The organism is Rheinheimera texasensis DSM 17496, assembly GCF_000711985.1.
In the GTDB taxonomy this organism is placed as follows: domain Bacteria; phylum Pseudomonadota; class Gammaproteobacteria; order Enterobacterales; family Alteromonadaceae; genus Pararheinheimera; species Pararheinheimera texasensis.
The window spans coordinates 344855-364712 of record NZ_KL544006.1 but is presented as its reverse complement, the minus strand read 5'-3'; the positions used below and the strand labels follow the sequence as shown (position 1 = coordinate 364712).

The following is a 19858-nucleotide window of genomic DNA, read 5'->3' as shown; positions in this document are numbered from 1 at the left end:
TTATTTGAGTTTTGAGCTTTCAAAATAGAACTAGAGTTAATTATGTCAAAAAAAATTTTAGTGACTGGTGGTGCCGGATTCATCGGTTCTGCAGTTTGTCGGCATATCATTAATGAAACATCAGATGCGGTTTTGAATCTTGATAAGCTCACTTACGCTGGTAATCTTGCCTCGTTAGGAAGTATTGAAAAGTCTCCAAGATATCAGTTCCGTCAGGCGGATATTTGTGATGCCGCTGCGCTGGCAGAGATTTTCGCATCATTTCAACCTGACTGTGTAATGCATCTTGCTGCTGAAAGTCATGTAGATCGTTCCATAGATGGACCTTCGGCATTTATCCAAACGAACATAGTGGGCACCTATACTTTGCTGGAGGTTGCTCGTAGCTATTGGAAAAGCCTTGACGAAAATAGAGCAGCAGCATTTCGTTTCCATCATATCTCAACCGATGAAGTCTATGGTGACCTGCATGGTACCGACGACTTGTTCTGCGAAACGACACCTTACGCGCCGAGTAGCCCTTATTCTGCCAGTAAAGCGAGTTCAGACCACCTGGCGCGCGCCTGGTTACGAACTTATGGATTGCCGGTCATTGTGACCAATTGCTCAAATAACTATGGTCCGTACCATTTTCCTGAGAAATTAATCCCCCTGACTATTTTAAACGCGCTAGCCGGTAAGAATTTGCCAGTCTATGGACGTGGTACTCAAATTCGTGATTGGCTGTACGTAGAAGATCATGCGCGCGCCTTATATCTGGTAGTTAGTCAAGGTGTAGTGGGCGAAACGTATAACATTGGTGGTCATAACGAAAAACAGAATATCGAGGTGGTAGAACTCATTTGTGATCTGCTGGAAGAACTTGCGCCTGAAAAACCAACAGGAGTCAGTCATTACCGTGATTTGATTCGTTTTGTTTCTGACCGTCCAGGGCATGACCTGAGATACGCGATCGATGCCAGTAAAATTGAACGAGAATTGGGTTGGCGTCCGCAGGAGACATTCGAAAGCGGATTACGTAAGACAGTGTTCTGGTATTTATCAAATAAGCCGTGGTGGCAAGCAGTGCTAAATGGCAGTTACAAACTAGAACGGTTAGGCCAGGGAGATGGTCATGAAAAAGTATAAAGGAATTGTCCTCGCAGGTGGCTCTGGCACGCGTTTGCATCCGATTACCCTTGGGGTTTCAAAACAGCTGCTGCCAATTTATGACAAACCGATGATTTTTTATCCGCTGTCCGTGCTGATGTTGGCGGGTATTCAGGATATTTTGATTATTTCCACTCCTGAAGATTTACCTGCTTTTAAACGTTTGCTCGGAGACGGCAGACAATATGGTTTGAATTTAGGTTATGCGGAGCAGCCAAGTCCAGATGGCTTGGCACAGGCTTTTATCATCGGTGCTGAATTTATCGGACAGGACAATGTCTGTTTGGTTCTTGGCGACAATATCTTTTATGGTCAGCATTTTAGCGACAAGCTAAAGGCGGCAGTCAAGGTGCAACAGGGGGCCACTGTATTTGGCTACCGTGTTACGGATCCGGAACGATTTGGTGTCGTCGAGTTTGATTGTGACGGCAAAGTATTGTCGATTGAAGAAAAACCGCAAAAACCCCGGTCGAATTTTGCTGTGACCGGTTTGTATTTTTACGATAATGACGTTATTGATATCGCTCGCAGTATCAAGCCCTCTGCTCGCGGAGAGCTGGAAATTACAGATATCAACATGGCTTACCTAAAACGCGGAGATTTGAACGTTTCATTGCTTGGGCGCGGGTTTGCTTGGCTTGATACCGGAACACACGACTCATTGTTAGAAGCTGGTCATTTTGTCCAGACTATTGAGCATCGGCAGGGGCTCAAAGTCGCTTGTTTAGAAGAGCTTGCGTTTCGACAGCAGTGGATAAGCAAGGACGAGCTGCTGGAGCGCGCGGCAGAATTTAAAAAGACCGGCTATGGACAGTATTTGCAAAAGTTGGCGGATGGTGAAATATGAAAGTGATCCCTACCAAACTTCAAGACTGTCTGATTATCGAGCCTAAAGTGTTTGGTGATGAACGTGGCTTTTTCTTAGAGGCATTCCAGGCTGAACGCTACAAACAACAGGCGGGTATCGACCTGCCATTTGTTCAGGACAACCACTCGCGATCTGCCCATGGGGTTCTCAGAGGCCTGCATTTCCAAAAAACTAAGCCTCAGGGCAAACTTGTCCGAGTGGTTCGGGGAGAAGTTTTTGATGTTGCGGTAGATATCCGTCCGCACTCGGAGACATTTGGCAAATGGGAAGGTGTGATTTTGTCTGAACAAAACCATCGCCAATTCTGGGTCCCCCCTGGATTTGCTCATGGTTTTTTGGTGTTGTCCGAGTTCGCTGATTTTGAGTATAAATGTACGGACTACTATGATCCATCGGACGAAGGTTCAATCTGCTGGAATGACCCGCAGCTGTCTATTGAGTGGCCGTTGAACATTCAACCATTATTGTCAGCAAAAGATGCAGCAGCGCGACCATTTGGAGATCTGCTGGTATGAATATTTTGCTGACAGGTGCTACAGGCCAACTCGGTCAGTGCTTGATGGCGCGCGCAAACAGGCTTGGACACAAGGTTACGGCGTTATCTCGCAGTGACTGTGATCTTAGTCAACCGTCCATGTTAGCCGACATTTTTTCTCGAGTGAAACCTGACCTCGTGATCAATGCTGCTGCATATACGGCGGTTGATAAAGCTGAAACTGAAGCTGAAATAGCCTTTGCCGTCAACGCCGAGGCAGTCTTTCAGTTGGCGATGTTATGTCAAAAGTATGAATGCCCGTTGATCCATGTATCAACGGATTATGTGTTTGATGGTCTAGCGACAAGTCCTTATCAGCCTGACGATAAAACCGGTCCTACTTCTGTATATGGCACCAGTAAACTTGCTGGTGAACAAGCGGTCTGCCGCCACACATCTGCTTATTTGATTATCCGTACTTCCTGGGTATTTAGCGAATATGGTCAGAATTTTGTCAAAACCATGCACAGATTAATGACCAGTCGCGATCAGCTTTCTGTTGTGAGTGATCAGCTTGGCCGGCCCACTTACGCCGGCGATTTAGCTGACTTTATTCTGCATGCGGTGGCGCGGATTGAAGCAGGCAGTTGCCCCTGGGGGACTTACCATTTCAGTAATGCAACCACGCTGAGCTGGTATCAATTCGCGTTAATGATCAAAGATGCTTTGGTTAAGGCTGGTTGTTCTATCGATACCTCTGTATCGCCAATCACGACAGCAGACTATCCAACGCCGGCGCGCAGACCTGCATTTTCCGTGTTGGATTGCCAATCGACGGAACAGGCGTTTGACTACCCAATGCCGCTGCTCGCCCCAGCCTTAGCTACTGTGTGCAAGCTGCTGAATGACTATTAAAGACCTTCGCAATATTTTCTGGCTGGCGGTCAATCAGGGCGGAAACGCCCTGTTTCCGTTGGTACTGATGCCATGGTTATTACTGGCGCTGGGTAGTGAGGATTTTGCGAGACTGGTACTGGCAGAAGTTATCGCATTTTATGTGCTGACTTTGTGTTTATATTCGTTTGATGTGACCCAGGTCAAAGCCGTAGCCACCGCAGTAGCATCCTCAGATGATAAAGCGCAGGCACAGATTTTTTATCAGGTGTTGCAAACCCGGCTGCTGTTGTTTGTGCTGTGTTCGTTAGTTTTACTGGGCGTAACATACAATTTAGCGTTGGAACCGTTTTTTCTGATTTGGCTGCTGTTTCCGCTAGGGATGATTTTACAGCACAATTACTTTTTTCAGGCCTGCCAGGAAAATAAGGCACTGGCACTGTTGGTATTTATCTCCAGGTTGCTGGTTATGGGCGCAGTTTGGTGGCTGCAGAACCAGCAGCAGCTTAATGTTGAAACGGCTAGCTGGCTTGCCGCAGGCAGCTATCTGTTGTCGGGTCTGCTGGCGAGCTTGTTGCTAATGGTCAGATTACCCCGGAATGGCTGGCCGGCCATGGCAGACTCTGTGCAATTGATTCGCGATGGTTCTGTTATTTTTACTGGCAATCTTGCTGTGACTCTGTACCGTAACACTAATGTGTTTCTGCTTAGTTTACTGGCAACACCTTATGCAGTCTCGGTTTATGCCATAGCGGAAAAGTATGTCCGTATGTTACAGGCGTTGGCGCGGCCATTAAATGATCATTACTACGCCAAAATTGCCAGTCTCCTCAATCCTGCCGCCTTGAACGCTTCCTTTGCTGTTATTCGCCAGTCAACACGACCCCAATTGCTGCTGCTGTTGGTTGCGGGGGGGCTCGGGGCTCTGGCAGCTTTTGTGTTGGCTGGCCTTGGGCTCTTACCCTCACAGTTTTTGAGTGTGCTGAGCTTGCTGGCGATCATGTCTGGTGCAGTGTTATTTGGCGTCGTCAACTTTATGTACGGTGTCGTGGGGCTGAATAATTTGGGGTATGATCGTGCTATGGCTCGACGTTTATTGCTGGTCGGAGTCATTTCATTATTGCTTTGCGCTTTACTGGCGCCGATTGGGCAACAATATGGTGCTGCGCTGGCCTTTGTTTTCGCAGAAATGCTGTTAACCATTCTGATAGTTATAAAAATACGGCAGGTAACCCGTGCTTGAGCAGGATATGCTAAAAACACTGACGCTGTTTATCGCGCTGCTGATCCTGTTACTGGGGAGCTTCGTCAAGCGAATTGTGGGCAGTTGGAACAACCCGGGGTCTATCTTCTGTTTCTTCTGGTTCTTATACATATTTATTCCGGCGTTGGCCGCCTGGAATTCCCCGGTCAATCCATTTGCAACAATGTATATTTTTGTATTTTGTTGCTTTCTCTGTTTGCCCGGACTGTTTTTTCGCTGGAAAAATGTGGCTTATATCGAGAGACCAGATGAACTTGTCCGTCCTATGTTCAGTAACCGACAGGTTCGCAGTTTTTTTATAGCAACTACTGCTGTGGTGATCGCGTTCATGGTACTGGCGCTGGAAGATCAGGGCATTACGCTCAGCAGAATACTCGATGAGGGGCTCGTTAAAATAGCGGCCGAATATGCCGGTAAGCGCTATAACGAAGAACTGGTGCCAAGTTTTTACGCCAAAGCAGCAATGGCTTTAACTTACCCCTTGGTGGCAATCGGCGCCGGACTTTGGTATTTCAGCCGTTCAGCACGTTCTGCTGCGTTGATTTTGCTGCTGTCGTTCACGCCATCATTAATCGTTATGCTGGTGCAAAACGCGAAAGGCATCATTTTCCTGTCGATCGCTCTTTTTCTTGGGGTAATTTTTTCTATTAAAATTTACCAGGGTAAAAGAGATTTTTTCTCATTCAAATTTTTCAGCTACGTGTTGATTGGTATCGCTATCTTTGTACCTGTATTGGTCATTTCTTTTATGTCCAGAATTGGTGGTAATTCGGAAGATGCCAGTGCAGTATTAGCTAGCCTGTCTCATTTTTTTGTCTCTTATTCCAGTGGTCACCTGTATGCATTTTCCGACTGGTTTAGTCACCGTTATTTTGACGATGCATTGTTTAGCTACGACCAACCAAATTTTCAAGTCGGCTTTTATACCTTCATGTCGATTTTTCAAATGGCTGGCGACAACAGGGTCGTACCAATAGGTATTTACAGTGAGTTCTTTGACATCCCTAACGTGATGCAAACAAACATCTATTCAATGTTTCGTGGTTTGATTATTGATTTCAGCCTATTAGGTAGCTTGATATTTGCGTTTATTTGTGGAGCTGGAATTTATGGTTGTTATTACCTGATTCGGGTTTCGTCTGCACAATTTGTGTACATTGGGTTGTACGCGCATTTTATTATGTTTGCCTATCAGTCTTATGCAGCAAGCAGTTTTACCTGGCTGTCCATTTCGGTTTCTATTATTTGCTATCCAATAGCAATGTGGTTCTTTTATACAAAAGTCACTTATGTCACGAAAAATGTGCTTGCCGGCGGTGACACGCCGGAGAAGTAGCTTCAAATCTAAAAGAAGAACGTTACAGGTTGTTTTCAGAGGTTCAATTGAAAAAAGTATGCATGGTTAGTATTTGCTACAACTCTTATGGTTATGCAAAGAAACTTGTTGAGAGTGTGCAGGCATCTCTGCAGGGACAAACCCAGGTTCATGTTGATTTTGTGTTGAGTGACAACTCAACCAAAACTGAGGTCGCTGACTATTTTGATCAGGCCGCTTCGACGGAGTTTTTTCAGTTTCATTATCTGAAGAATAATAACGTTGGTTATTTTCCAGGGTTTTACCGCGGTCTTACTGAAGTACCTGCGGTTGCAGCGCAACTTGCTGATTATGACTATGTGATTGTTTCTAATGTTGATTTGGAAGTGGACACAAGCTTTTTTAGCCAATTGGCTCAGGCGGATTTCGCACAAGATGTAGGAGTTATAGCCCCTTGTATTCTGTCGCGATATTCCGGTGGTGACATTAATCCGCAGAAACTGGAACGTCCTGCCCGACGCAAATTATGGTTGCTCAGCCTATTGTTTCGCTCGCCGCTGTTATTCCGTTGGTACGCAGCAGCTTATGATGTAAAGGCCAAAAGAAACTGTCAGCAGCCTAAGCCTGTTGCTCAGAGCCCCTATGTCTATTCACCCCATGGTTCCTTTATCATTTTTACAAAGGCTTATGTAGCTGCGGGCGCTTCTTTGAATTATCCGCGTTTTCTGTTTGGTGAGGAGTTATTTGTCGCTGAAGAAGCGGCTTTGCACCAGCTGAAAATTCAACACTACCCGAAGGTCATCGTCCATGACAATGAACATGCTTCGACTTCAGCTGAATCGCGGCGGTTTATCTGTGCTGAACAGGTAAAATCTTACCAATATTTATTAAGTAAATACTTCTGAATTAAGGATTAATTATGTGTGGTATTGCTGGGGCGCTCGGAAATTTTGCGCCGGCGTTGATTGAACAGATGGTTCATAACATCGCGCACCGGGGGCCGGATAATTTGTCGTGGTTCAGTCAGGGCAAACTTCATTTGGGTCATACCCGTCTGAGCATCGTAGATTTGTCTGAAGCCAGTAATCAACCCATGTGGGACACCACCGGACGTCTTTGTATCGTCTTTAATGGTGAGATTTACAATTACCAGCTATTACGACAGCAGTTGTTAGAAAAAGGCTATCAATTTAATTCCAATGGTGATGCTGAAGTCCTGTTGAACCTTTATCTTGAGTACGGTGCAGAGCTGTTGTCTAAGGTCAATGGGATTTTCTCATTCGCAATTTGGGACCAGCAAACTGAGCGGCTTTGGTTAGTGCGGGACCATTTTGGTGTCAAACCGCTGTATTACACTTTTACGCCTGATGGATTACTCTTTTCCAGCGAAATGAAATCTTTGCTGGCTTGCCAGGATGTGTCCCGCGACCTGGATCATGATGCTTTACTTCGTACTCTGGTATTTTTGTGGAGTCCGGGTCCACATACTGTAATCCGGGCAGTAAAAAAGCTCGAGCCCGGATGTTACATGACTGTTGATGTCAACGGACAGAGTGAAATAACTCAATATTGGGACTGGCCAGCTTATCAGCCGGGGCCAGGTTCAGTTGAATCTCATAGTCGGGCCGTTATCGACAGTCTGCGCCAATCAGTCTCAGATCAGCTGGTAGCTGACGTGCCTGTCGGTTCCTTTTTATCAGGTGGCCTCGATTCCAGCCTGATTGTCGCAATGGCGGCGGAAAAATCTGCGCAACCTGTGGACTGTTACACCATTGATACTGGTGATACCGACGGATTTGAAGCGGATTTGCCCTACGCTCGCAAAGTTGCGCAGCATCTTGGTGTGCCATTACATGTGTTGAAGGTGACACCAGATATTGTCAGTCTGTTACCGAAAATGGTGTATCACCTGGACGAGGTTCAGGCTGATCCTGCGCCGATAAACGTATTACTTATTTGCGAAATGGCCCGTAAACAGGGCATTAAAGTCTTATTATCCGGCGCCGGTGGTGACGATGTGTTCACCGGCTATCGCCGCCATTATGCACAGTCGGTAGAGAATTACTGGTCTTGGTTGCCGTTGCCTGTTCGGAAGCTATTAAAGCAGACGACGGGCCTGCTGCCGGACAGTTCGAATGTGACACGCAGAATCAGCAAAGCGTTTAAGTATGCCGATTTAGATGGTGCTGAGCGTCTGTTATCATATTTTTTCTGGCTGGATCCCACTCTGGCGCGCAGTTTGTTTCGCCCCGAAATCAAGTTGTCCGAACGCCCCTTTGATTTTATGCTGGAAAAGATCCCGGCAGACCCGGCAATTCCGGCAGTTGAAAAAATGCTGATGTTAGAGCGCCGTTATTTCCTGGTCGACCACAACTTCAACTACACCGATAAAATGAGTATGGCTACAGGTGTAGAAGTTCGGGTACCTTTCCTTGACCATCGTGTGATTAATACCGCCAGTCGGATCCCGGCAGACTTGAAGCAACAGGGGCGCACAGGAAAATGGATTTTGAAGAAAGCGGCAGAACAACTTTTACCCCACGATGTGATTTACCGTCCAAAATCTGGCTTTGGTGCGCCGTTAAGGCAATGGCTGAAAACAGACCTGGCGCCTTTAGTTGCTGATGTGCTTAGTCAGGAATCTATCAATAAACGTGGGATATTCGATGCCGCTGCAGTGAATCGTCTGGTTGCTGCAGATTTAAAGGGGGAAGATTATTCCTATCCAATATTTGCTCTGGTGTGTTTTGAACTATGGTGCCGCCAGTTTTTAGATTCAAATAACGAGTAATAGAAGAATGAAACAAATTTTACAGGATATGGCGAAAGGCGGCACAACTGTGACTGAAGCGCCGGCTCCTGCCGTAAGCAAAAATACTGTCCTCATTAACAGCACTGTTTCGCTGATTTCAGCGGGCACAGAGCGTAGTCTGGTTGACTTTGGTAAAGCATCGTTAATCGATAAGGCGTTACAACAGCCAGAACGCGTAAAGATGGTACTGGAAAAGGTTAAAACAGACGGTTTATTGACGACTGTGGACGCTGTCAAATCGAAACTAGGTCAGCCATTGCCGCTTGGGTACTGTAATGTCGGCGTTGTGCATGAGGTTGGCGCCACGGTTAGCACTTTTAAAGCCGGCGATCGCGTGGTGTCTAATGGACCACATGCAGATGTTGTCAGAGTTGGCACAAATCTGTGTGCGCGGATCCCGGATAATGTATCCGATCACGAAGCGGTGTTTACCGTCGTGGCCAGTATTGGTTTGCAGGGGATCCGGCTGGTGCAGCCTACATTAGGTGAGTCTGTTGTAGTTATCGGAGCTGGTTTAATCGGTCTGTTAACTATTCAGATGCTGTTGGCTCAAGGCTGCCGTGTACTTGCTATAGATTTTGACCAAAGTAAATTAGAGCTGGCGCGCAGTTTTGGCGCGCAGATCTGTAATCCGGCGACGGGGACAGACCCGGTGGCGGCCGGGATTGCATTTAGCAGGGGGGATGGGGTTGATGCCGTGATTATTACAGCATCGACAAAATCAACCGATCCGGTGACTAATGCAGCACGCATGAGCCGCAAGCGCGGGCGTATTGTGCTGGTTGGTGTGGTCGGACTCGAATTGAACCGGGCCGATTTCTATGAAAAAGAACTGAGTTTCCAGGTGTCCTGTTCTTACGGCCCGGGTCGCTATGATCCGGTTTACGAAGAGCAGGGGATTGATTATCCCAAAGGGTTTGTCCGCTGGACAGAGCAGCGCAACTTTGAAGCCATTCTGGATTTAATGTCGACGGGCCGTTTACAGGTCCAACCGTTAATCACTCATCAATTTGAGTTCGAAGACGCATTATCGGCTTATGAGGTGTTAAGTAACGACAAAACCGCATTAGGTATTTTGCTTAACTATTCGTCGCAACCGGCCAGCCGGCATACGGAAACTGTACGCCTGACAGCTGAGATGAGTTTTGATAAGACCAAACCTGTTGTTGGTTTTATTGGCGCCGGCAATTACGCATCCAGGGTGTTAATCCCGGCATTTAAAGCGAATGGCGCTCAGTTGCACAGCATTGCAACTTCAGGCGGCATTAACGGTGTGATACATGGTAGTAAAAGTGGCTTTGCTGAGGCGACGACTAATACCACCGCGTTGTTACAGAACCCTGAGCTGAACACAGTGGCGATAGTTACGCGCCACAATAGTCATGCCAATTATGTTGTGCAGGCTCTGGCGCAGCAAAAGCATGTCTTTGTCGAAAAACCTCTGGCAATTGATTTCGCTGAACTCGCAGAAGTAGAAGCAGCTTATCAGGCAAATGAAGGTAAGTCCCTGCTGATGGTTGGTTTTAACCGCCGGTTTTCTCCGCAGGTACAACAGATGAAAAAGCTGCTGGCTGGTATTCAGGAACCTAAAAGTTTTCTGATGACGATGAATGCCGGCGCAATCCCTGCCAGCCACTGGACACAGGATAATTCAGTTGGTGGGGGGCGAATCATCGGTGAGGCCTGTCATTTTATTGATTTGATGCGCTTTTTGGCTGATTCAGAAATTGTATCGGTGCAAGCCCGACGGATGGGCACTAACTCGCATCACCCTGTGACTGAAGATAAAGCCAGCATTACTCTTGGATTTGCTGATGGTTCTTTTGGCACCATTATGTATCTGGCGAATGGCTCTGCGAGTTTTCCAAAAGAACGTGTAGAAGTGTTCGCTGCCGGTCGCGTGCTGCAACTTGATAACTTTATCAAGTTAAAAGGATATGGCTGGCCCGGATTTAGCAAACTGAATTTGTGGCGCCAGGACAAAGGCCAGGCCGCCTGTGTCGCCGCGTTTTTACAAAGTATCAGCACTGGGAGTTCAGCCCCGATCCCTGCGGAACAACTGTTTGAAGTGGCACGTTGCACTATTCAGGTTGCTCATCAGCTCAGAGCTCAAGTTTGATGTTGAAAATTAAAGTTCAGACGGCATTGGCACTTGGCGTGAATAATCTGGCGAAGGTGGCTTGGTACAGAGCCGGCGTCAAGACTGGATTAAATCCGGTTCGCCGGCTGAAAGCCAGCATCACTCCTGGTGCGTTTTTTCTGATGCCGGAGCGCAGAGTGCCCGCTGAATTACCGGTGAATCGGGCATGGGTGGACCAGCAATGTTATTTCGGTTGGTTAATCCATCAAGATGCAGGTGTACCCGATTGGCACCGAAACTGTTTCACCAGTGCCACTGTCCCGGACGCCGGACAGCCGTGGTGGATGATTGCCGACTTTGATCCGTCAGTCGGCGATATTAAAACAGTGTGGGAAGCGTCGCGTTTTGACTGGGTACTGGTTTTTATGCAGCAGGCTTTGCATGGTGACGTTGCTGCGCTCCAGAAGCTTAATGATTGGTTAGCCGATTGGTTGCAACATAACCCTTGTTATACCGGCCCCAATTGGAAATGCGGGCAGGAAGCGGCGATCCGGGTGATGCATTTGACCATGGCATTATTGCTGGCCCGCCAGGAAAAATCAGTCTCGTTGCCCTTGCAACAATTGATAGCTGCCCATTTACAACGTATAGCACCAACGCTGCTGTACGCGCTGGCACAGGACAATAATCACGGTACATCCGAAGCTGCTGCATTATTTATCGGCGGAGCTCTGCTGGAACAATGCGGCCACCCACAAGGACAACAGTGGCGACGTCAGGGTTTAAAACATCTGGAAAACCGAGCTTTACATCTGATTGGCGAGGATGGTGTATTCAGTCAGTACTCTGTGACTTACCATAGGGTGATGCTGGATACTTACTCGATGGCTGAATTGTGGCGTGCGCGCCTGGAGCTGCCGCTATTTTCTGCCGGACTATATGCTCGCCTTCGACAAGCGACGCTTTGGCTACAGCAGATGATTGTTGGTGAATGTGGCGATGCGCCCAATTGGGGCGCCAATGATGGTGCCAGACTTTTGCCTTTAACTGATACCGATTATCGTGATTTCCGGCCTTCTGTGGCCATGGCTGGTGCATTGTTTTTGAAAAAGTCGGTGCTGGCGGATAATCCCGGAGCCTGTGCTCAGCTGCAATGGCTTGAACTGGATACTGATTTGCCGTTGTTAGCGCCTCCACATTCCGCCAGCTGCGATAGCGGTGGTCTTATTATGCTGAGGCAGCCTGATGTTTTTGCCATGTTAAGGTTTCCGGCTTTTCGTTTCAGACCCAGTCAATGTGACGCATTGCACCTCGACGTTTGGGTCAGAGGCAGGAATCTCATCAGGGACGGCGGGTCTTACACTTACAACACTACACCTGAGTTAGTGAATTATTTCTCCGGTGTGGCGAGTCACAGTACCGTTGAATTTGATAACAGAAATCAAATGCCAAAGCTAAGCCGCTTTTTGTTCGGTGCCTGGCTCCGGTCCAGAGATGTTGCCAGTGAATTTTATCCTGACGGAGGGGGCAGCGCTGAGGCGTCTTATACCGACTGGCAGGGGGCCACACACCGGAGACAAGTCCTGTTAAATGATTTTTTGACCGTGGCTGATACCCTGAGTGGCTTTGAGACAAAAGCTGTACTCAGATGGCGGCTGAGCCCAGGCGATTGGGTTATAAGCGGAAATGAGTGCCGGCTTCGGGACGGTTCTATCCGCTTGCGAGTCAGCCCGAATGTTGCAGAAATAAAGCTTAGTCAAGGTCTCGAATCCAGATATTACTTACAAAAAACAGCGCTGCCTGTGTTGGAAATCACTTTGTTAACACCAGGTACAGTTATTACGGAGTTTGAATTTTAATCATGCGGGTTTTGTATTTTCACCAGCATTTCTCAACACCTAAAGGCTCGTCAGGCACAAGGTCGTACGAAATGGCAAAACGTCTGGTTGCGCAAGGGCATCAGGTAACGATGGTTTGTGGTAGCTATGGCGGTGGAGAAACCGGACTATCGGGTGCTTTTGCCGAAGGGCGCCGGAATGGTCAGGTGGACGGCATTGACATTATCGAGTTTGATTTGGCTTATTCGAACAGTGATGGTCTGTTGAAACGCAGTGCTGTGTTCTTGCGGTTTGCACTAAAAAGTATCGGGTTGGCATTGCGGGAAAAGTATGATGTTGTCTTTGCGACCACCACGCCGCTGACTGCGGGTATCCCCGGTATTGCAGCTCGCTGGCTCAGAGGCAAATTGTTTGTGTTTGAAGTCCGTGATTTATGGCCAGAACTGCCAAAAGCGATGGGCGTGATTAGAAATCCGTTGGTCTTAGCAGGATTATCTGCCCTTGAATGGCTGTCGTACCGTTCGGCCCATCGTTGCATTGGTTTGTCACCTGGGATTGTTGACGGCATTGCCAGGCGAGGTGTCGCGCGTGACAAAATTTGTGCGGTTCCTAACGGTTGTGACTTGGGTTTGTTTGCCGATAAATCCTCGCCCTGGCGGCCTGAAGGTGTGTTGGATTCCGATTTGATGGCCGTATTTGCTGGGACGCATGGTGTTGCTAATGGGTTGGATGCCGTTTTGGCGGTCGCAACTGAGCTTAAAAAACGTGGTCGCAACGATATAAAGCTGGTCTTGATTGGTCAAGGCAAACTCAAAGCACAATTACAGCAAAGAGCGATAGTCGGCGGGCTTGATAACGTTATTTTTCATGAGCCGGTCAGCAAATTGCGTTTGGCAGGGCTGATGGCTTCAACAGATCTTGGTTTGCAAATTCTTGCGAACGTTCCGGCTTTTTATTACGGAACATCACCCAACAAATTTTTCGACTACATCGCAGCTGGATTGCCTGTACTGAATAATTATCCGGGATGGCTCGCAGAGTTAATTACGGAACATCACTGCGGTTATGCAGTTCCGCCTGAGGACCCGCTGCAATTCGCCGATGCGCTGGAACATGCCGCAGATCACCGTCAGGACTTAAAGCAGCGCGGGGTCAATGGCCGATTACTGGCTGAACGACAGTTTAACCGTGACGTACTTGCCGGGACTTGGGTCAACTGGGTAACTGGAGTCAGAAAATGAAAAGATTTACAGACTTTCTGGCTGCGTTTGTTGGTTTACTTCTGGTTTGGCCATTAATACTTTTTTTGGCCATGTTAGTCCGGCTGAAGTTAGGCTCGCCAGTGGTGTTCAGTCAGGTCCGGCCAGGTCTTGGAGGCAAGCCTTTTCGGATGTACAAGTTCCGCACTATGACTGACGTCAGAGATGACCATGGTCAGTTGTTACCCGATGAGATACGTTTAACGGCATTTGGCCGTTTTCTGCGTTCGACCAGTCTGGATGAATTGCCTGAACTGTGGAACGTGCTCAAAGGTGAAATGAGCCTGGTTGGTCCCCGGCCTTTACTGATGGAATATCTGCCGCTGTATAGCGCAGAACAGGCCCGCCGCCATGAAGCGCGGCCAGGCATTACCGGGTGGGCGCAGGTCAATGGGCGCAATGCCATCAGTTGGGAAGACAAGTTCCGTCTGGATGTCTGGTATGTTGACAATCAGAGTTTCTGGCTTGATGTGCGGATTTTGTGGATGACCGTGCGAAAAGTTCTGGTTAGAGAAGGGATCGCCGCCGAAGGCGAAGCGACTACTACAAAATTTACCGGGAGTGCCCAATGAAAAATCTGATTTTTGTCGGTGCCGGAGGTTTTTTTCTCGAGCTTTATGACTATCTGCAAACTGACAGTATTGCGCTGTCAACTATGCAACTCAAAGGCGTGCTGGATGACGCGAAAGATTGTGCACAACAGCTGCTACCGCATTTAGGCGCTGTGGCAGATTATCAGCCACAAGCCGGTGATGTGTTTTTAATCACTATCGGTAATGTGCTGCATCGAAAACGTTGTTTTGACCTGCTAAAACAAAAAAACGCAAATTTTTACACTTATGTCCATCCGAGTGCGCTGGTCTCGCCAAGTGCCGCGCTTGGCGAAGGTTGTATCGTTGCACCTTTTTCCATCGTGAATGCCCGTGCCGTGCTGGCAGCCAACGTGGCGGTTAATGTGCATTGCAGCGTCGGCCATGAGTCGACGATTGGATTTAGCAGTGTGTTATCGCCTTATGCGGCGGTCAATGGCAATGCCCGGGTTGGCGAATTGTGTTTCCTTGGCACCCGTTCAACCATCTTCCCCGGTAAATCTCTTGGTGATAAGGGTATTGTTGACAGCCATTCTTATGTAAAATCTGACGCCCCTGAAAAGTCGATAGTTGCAGTTCGGGGCGAATATCTTGTATTAAACAACCGATTAATGAGGTAAGCCATGTCGCAAGCGACTTTAATTAAATGTTTTGCAGAGTCACTCGGCATCCCGGCGGAACAGGTCACGGATGAACTTCAATATAATACGATCCCGCAATGGGACTCAGTTGCTCACATGACATTGATCGCTGCTTTGGAAGATGCGTTTGAAATCATGCTGGATACTGACGACATCATTGATATGAGTTCAGTTGCCAAAGCCAAAGAAATTTTAGCCCGCTATGAAGTCAGCTTCTGACATGTTGTTGCAGAATAAGGTCTGTATCGTCACCGGCGCAACCCGCGGCATTGGTCTGGCTATCGCGCGCTTTTTCGCGGCGCAGGGCGCCTGGGTGTTTGTCAATGGCAGAGACTCACAGCGCGTTAATGACGTTGTGGCGGAGCTGCAATCCGCAGGTGGCCGGGCCGACGCTTTTGTCTGTGATGTTGCCGACCCCAACTCAGTTAAACTGGCGTATAAAGAATTTCTGACTAAATCCAAGACTATCGATGTGTTGGTCAATAATGCCGGTATTCTCGATGACGCTTTAATTGGTATGGTGACACCAGCTCAGATTGAACGTACTTTCTCTATCAATACCTACGCAGTGCTGTATATGAGCCAGTATGCTGCGCGCATCATGGCAAAAGCCAAATCTGGCAGCATTATCAATCTTACATCGATTATCGGAACTAACGGCAATAGTGGCCAGGCTGTCTATGGTGGTTCTAAAGCCGCAGTTATCGGCATTACTAAATCGTTGGCGAAAGAGCTGGCGGCCAGTCATATCCGAGTGAATGCGATCGCGCCGGGTTTTATCGACACCGATATGGCGAGATCTATCCCGCCAGCAGTTTTCGACACCCGTGTGGCGTCCGTTGCGATGAAGCGGATTGGTACGCCGGAAGAGATTGCCGGAGTGGCTGCTTTTTTAGGTTCGGATTTATCCGCTTATGTCACAGGTCAGATTATTGGCGTGGACGGCGGTATGTTAATTTAATGGCAAAGGCCTGATTCATGAGCTTTTTTTGGGATTTCGCGCGGGCCGAGCCAACGGCAATCGCTTTCATCGACCCGCAAGAAGGCGCCGTCAGTTATGCTGATCTGGCACTGCGTGTCGAAGCTTGTGCGAAGCGGTTACCGGCGAACAGGTCGTTGCTCGCATTATATATGGATACGGACCTTCAGACAGTTTGCTGGTACCTGGCGGCGCTGCAAACCGGCCATCCATTGATCCTGTTAGATGCTGCATTAGACGCCGATTTGATGCAGGCGTTATTAGCTTGCTACCGGCCAAATGTGTTGCTACGCGGTGAAGTTGTGACGCTGCAGCATCAGGAGCCACTGACACTGCATTCAGATCTGGCGCTGATGTTGTCAACCTCAGGTACTACAGGTTCACCAAAACTGGTCAGACTGAGCCGGTCAAACCTGCAAAGCAATGCCGAAGCTATTGTCAGCTATTTGCAGCTTGATAGTGCACAGACCGCTATCACAACGATGCCACTGCATTACTCCTACGGTTTGTCGATTCTCAACAGCCATTTGCAGGCTGGCGCCAGATTAGTGCTCACACAGTATGGCTTGCTGTCACGTGAATTCTGGCAATTAGTGCAGCAGCATCAGGTTACATCATTATCCGGAGTGCCTTATATCTGGCAAATGCTGCGAAAAATGCGTTATGAACGTTTTAAAACCGATTCAGTGCGTTACCTGACGCAAGCCGGTGGGCGTTTGGACAATGACAGCCTGCAGTATTTTCAACAGCAAGCTCAGGCCCGGCAACAGCAGTTTATCGTCATGTATGGTCAGACCGAAGCAACGGCACGTATCGCATATTTGCCGCCTGAACTTCTCGCAGAGAAAACCGGCTCCATTGGCCGCGCTATTCCGGGCGGTAAGCTGTGGGTCCGGCAGGCCGACGGACAGCTGACCGATCAGCCAGATATTGAAGGGGAGCTGATTTATCAGGGACCGAACGTGATGCTGGGATATGCAGAGTCACTGGCCGAACTGGCGCTTGGTGATCAATGTCATGGTCAGCTCGCTACCGGGGATATCGGTTATTGCGATCAGGATGGTTTTTTTTATATTACCGGGCGCGCCAAACGTTTTATTAAAATGTTCGGTTTGCGTATTAGCCTTGATACGGTTGATGAGGTACTGGCTCGACGCGGTCTGGATGCAACCAGTACCGGGCGGGATGATAAGCTGATGATATTTATCAGTGAGGGCGCCGCGGTTGAGCCGGCAGCCCTGACGACCGAGCTGTCTGCGTTGTTTAAAATCAACGCCAACGCCATAGCAGTGCATCAGATCGCAGCAATTCCACGAAACACTAATGGCAAAGTCGATGGCCAGGCCATCAAAGCATTGATGGCGCAATATGAATAATCTGGACTTTTTTTATCAGCAACCATCGCCGTACAGTCTCGGTGCGGCAGAAAAGCAACAGGTTCTGCACAGCCATTTGGCGGCGTTGGATGCACACCATCAGCAGCATTGTGAGTTGTATCGACGCATTGCCAGCTCACAGACTGCTGCCGGTTGGTTTGACCAGCAAGTCTTTTTACCGGTACGGCTGTTTAAAGAATATGAGCTCAAGAGTGTGGCGCAACAAGACGTGTTTAAAGTTCTGACGTCTTCAGGAACCACCTCACAGCAGGTCTCGCGTATTGCGCTGGACCGGGAGACTGCTGCGCACCAGAGTAAAGTGTTGGTGAAGATCATGCAGCATTACCTTGGTGTACAGCGTTTGCCAATGCTGATCATTGATCATCCGTCTGTAGTCAAAGATCGCCTGTCTTTCTCTGCGCGTGGCGCTGGCATTCTGGGTTTATCGACTTTTGGCCGTGATCACACCTATGCACTGGATGATGATATGCAGATCAATCTGGAGCGGGTGCAGGCGTTTATTGCAAAACATCAGGGGAAACCCGTATTTATTTTTGGTTTTACCTTTATGGTCTGGCAGTATTTTTTCCAGGTTTTACAGCAAAGCGGCCAACAGCTGGATTTAGCCGGTTCTGTGCTTGTGCATAGCGGTGGCTGGAAAAAGTTAATTGATATCGCCGTGGATAATTCAGTGTTTAAGCAAGTCGCGTTTGCGACTTGCGGCATTCAACGCGTCCATAATTTTTATGGCATGGTGGAGCAGGTCGGTTCGATCTTTGTCGAATGTTCGCATGGCTATCTGCATGCTCCGGACTATGCAGACATTGATATTGTCGATGCCCGGACCATGCAGAAGCTGCCAGATGGTCAGCAAGGATTGATTGCCGTCAGCAGCGTGTTGCCATCCAGTTATCCGGGGCATCGTCTGCTGACAGAGGATTTAGGTACAGTGTTTGGCGAAGACAATTGCCCTTGTGGCCTCAATGGCAAATATTTTCATGTACATGGCCGGTTACCAAAAGCGGAAGTCCGGGGCTGTTCTGATACGCATGCAGCTGAGGTGAAACCATGACGCTTTCCGCAATCCGTCTGTTGGCACCACAGCAATCCGCGCAATCTGTTGAATTTTTCTGTCAGGAGCGCAGCGACTTACTGACACCATTTTCTCCGGCTGCACTTGAGTTTGTTGAAACCCTGTCGCGGCAATTATTACGGGACCCGGCTTTTAAAGCACATCCGGAAATGATCGCTTTGGGATATTGGTTACGCAAAGCGAATATCAGCCGGCTGGCAGAGCAAGCGGCAGTGCCAACAGCGGTGACCAACCACGCAGTGCGGTTACCCCGTGGCCTGGTTTTTCATGTCGCTCCCTCTAATGTGGACACTATTTTTATTTACTCACTGGTGATTTCTCTGCTGATGGGGAATAAAAATCTGGTGCGTTTGTCGTCCAAATCGTCGGCGCAGCAGATGTTAATTCTGCAAGTGCTGAATCAGGTGCTGACAGAATTGCCGGATAATCCGGTCAGCCACAGCCTGATGGTGGTCACTTATCCACACGACGACACTATCAGCCGCCAGTTGTCATCCTGGTGTGACGCCAGAATGTTATGGGGCGGTGACAATACTGTCAGCCATTTCAGCAGTTTACCGGTGCGGCCGACCGCAGTAGATATCAAATTCGCCAACAAATATTCTTTGGCTTTGTTGTCGGTGCAAGCCGTGCTTGCTGCGGATGATGCTGGGTTTGCCAGATTAGTCAGGGCTTTTGTCAGTGACACTTATTTGTTTGGTCAGCAAGCCTGTTCGTCGCCCCGTGCCGTCTGTTGGTTGGGCGATACACATATGGTTAGTCAGGCCAGTACGAAGTTCTGGTCTGCCGTCGATGCAGCTGTCAACCAGTATCCGCATGGCCTGATGGCAGCAGATTTTATGCAGAAACTGGTTTTTGTGGCCGAGCATGCCATTGATTATCAGTCTGTGTTAAGCCCCGTATCGTCAGACATGACCCTGACCGTACTCAACACCGAACTGGCCGGTCTGATTGAAACGCGGCACCATTGTGGTCGGGGAACTTTCCTGCAAACTGCGGTCAGTCAATTGACAGATTTAAATGCAGTACTGCACCGAGGCGTGCAAACATTAACTTATTTTGGGATCTCTGCCGGTGAGCTGCAAACGTGGCTGCAGGCTGGGGTTCCGGGGCTCGACCGGTTAGTACCGGTTGGACAAGGACTAGATTTTGATTATATCTGGGACGGCGTGGATTTGTTTGCCAGCCTGTCCAGATTTGTAACCATCAGATAAAACGGTAATTG

General features: G+C 48.5%; 18 protein-coding genes. All 18 read left to right on the top strand.

Features of this window, described 5'->3' with window-relative positions; genetic code table 11:
• Positions 1–42 precede the first annotated feature (42 nt).
• From rfbB to Q399_RS0118700, 18 genes are read left to right on the top strand one after another with little or no spacing between them, the layout of a single operon-like run.
• Positions 43–1128, top strand: a complete 1086-nt coding sequence (gene rfbB / locus Q399_RS0118785; protein WP_031571272.1) for a dTDP-glucose 4,6-dehydratase — start codon at positions 43–45, stop codon at positions 1126–1128.
• Positions 1115–1996 (top strand): glucose-1-phosphate thymidylyltransferase RfbA, encoded by an 882-nt coding sequence (rfbA, locus tag Q399_RS0118780; RefSeq protein WP_031571271.1) that lies wholly within the window; start codon positions 1115–1117, stop codon positions 1994–1996. Before rfbB ends, rfbA begins: the two co-directional genes overlap by 14 nt.
• Positions 1993–2532: a dTDP-4-dehydrorhamnose 3,5-epimerase gene (gene rfbC / locus Q399_RS0118775; RefSeq protein WP_031571270.1), complete on the top strand. Its 540-nt coding sequence runs from the start codon at positions 1993–1995 to the stop codon at positions 2530–2532. The genes rfbA and rfbC overlap by 4 nt, the downstream gene beginning before the upstream one ends.
• Positions 2529–3407 carry a dTDP-4-dehydrorhamnose reductase gene (rfbD, locus tag Q399_RS0118770; protein ID WP_051686174.1) on the top strand — a complete coding sequence of 293 codons (879 nt, stop codon included), beginning with the start codon at positions 2529–2531 and terminating at the stop codon, positions 3405–3407. The genes rfbC and rfbD overlap by 4 nt, the downstream gene beginning before the upstream one ends.
• On the top strand, positions 3397–4629 hold the full coding sequence (locus Q399_RS0118765) for an oligosaccharide flippase family protein (protein WP_031571267.1): 1233 nt from the start codon (positions 3397–3399) through the stop codon (positions 4627–4629). Before rfbD ends, Q399_RS0118765 begins: the two co-directional genes overlap by 11 nt.
• A gap of 7 nt (positions 4630–4636) precedes the next feature.
• Positions 4637–5986, top strand: a complete 1350-nt coding sequence (locus tag Q399_RS0118760; RefSeq protein ID WP_157836352.1) for an O-antigen polymerase — start codon at positions 4637–4639, stop codon at positions 5984–5986.
• Positions 5987–6033: 47 nt separating this feature from the next.
• Complete coding sequence (locus Q399_RS0118755; protein WP_157836351.1) at positions 6034–6870, top strand: glycosyltransferase family 2 protein; 837 nt, start codon at positions 6034–6036, stop codon at positions 6868–6870.
• Between the two features lie 14 nt (positions 6871–6884).
• Positions 6885–8756 (top strand): asparagine synthase (glutamine-hydrolyzing), encoded by a 1872-nt coding sequence (gene asnB / locus Q399_RS0118750; RefSeq protein ID WP_031571261.1) that lies wholly within the window; start codon positions 6885–6887, stop codon positions 8754–8756.
• 7 nt (positions 8757–8763) lie between these two features.
• Complete coding sequence (locus Q399_RS0118745) at positions 8764–10896, top strand: bi-domain-containing oxidoreductase (RefSeq protein WP_031571259.1); 2133 nt, start codon at positions 8764–8766, stop codon at positions 10894–10896.
• Positions 10896–12716, top strand: a complete 1821-nt coding sequence (locus tag Q399_RS0118740; protein WP_031571257.1) for a heparinase II/III family protein — start codon at positions 10896–10898, stop codon at positions 12714–12716. Before Q399_RS0118745 ends, Q399_RS0118740 begins: the two co-directional genes overlap by 1 nt.
• 2 nt (positions 12717–12718) lie before the next feature.
• The gene (locus tag Q399_RS0118735; protein ID WP_031571254.1) at positions 12719–13936 is read left to right on the top strand and encodes a glycosyltransferase family 4 protein; all 1218 of its coding nucleotides are present in this window, start codon (positions 12719–12721) and stop codon (positions 13934–13936) included.
• Entirely contained in the window at positions 13933–14526 is a 594-nt protein-coding gene (locus Q399_RS0118730; RefSeq protein WP_031571253.1) for a sugar transferase, read from the top strand. The genes Q399_RS0118735 and Q399_RS0118730 overlap by 4 nt, the downstream gene beginning before the upstream one ends.
• Positions 14523–15164: an acetyltransferase gene (locus Q399_RS0118725; protein ID WP_031571251.1), complete on the top strand. Its 642-nt coding sequence runs from the start codon at positions 14523–14525 to the stop codon at positions 15162–15164. Before Q399_RS0118730 ends, Q399_RS0118725 begins: the two co-directional genes overlap by 4 nt.
• Positions 15165–15167: 3 nt before the next feature.
• Positions 15168–15404, top strand: coding sequence for an acyl carrier protein (locus Q399_RS0118720; protein ID WP_031571248.1), 237 nt, complete (start codon positions 15168–15170; stop codon positions 15402–15404).
• Positions 15388–16146, top strand: a complete 759-nt coding sequence (locus Q399_RS0118715) for an SDR family NAD(P)-dependent oxidoreductase (protein WP_211253403.1) — start codon at positions 15388–15390, stop codon at positions 16144–16146. The genes Q399_RS0118720 and Q399_RS0118715 overlap by 17 nt, the downstream gene beginning before the upstream one ends.
• A 17-nt stretch (positions 16147–16163) precedes the next feature.
• Positions 16164–17540 carry an AMP-binding protein gene (locus tag Q399_RS0118710; RefSeq protein ID WP_037046655.1) on the top strand — a complete coding sequence of 459 codons (1377 nt, stop codon included), beginning with the start codon at positions 16164–16166 and terminating at the stop codon, positions 17538–17540.
• Positions 17533–18612, top strand: coding sequence for a LuxE/PaaK family acyltransferase (locus Q399_RS0118705; RefSeq protein WP_051686173.1), 1080 nt, complete (start codon positions 17533–17535; stop codon positions 18610–18612). Before Q399_RS0118710 ends, Q399_RS0118705 begins: the two co-directional genes overlap by 8 nt.
• Positions 18609–19847: an acyl-CoA reductase gene (locus tag Q399_RS0118700; protein WP_031571238.1), complete on the top strand. Its 1239-nt coding sequence runs from the start codon at positions 18609–18611 to the stop codon at positions 19845–19847. Before Q399_RS0118705 ends, Q399_RS0118700 begins: the two co-directional genes overlap by 4 nt.
• The last annotated feature ends 11 nt before the right edge of the window (positions 19848–19858 follow it).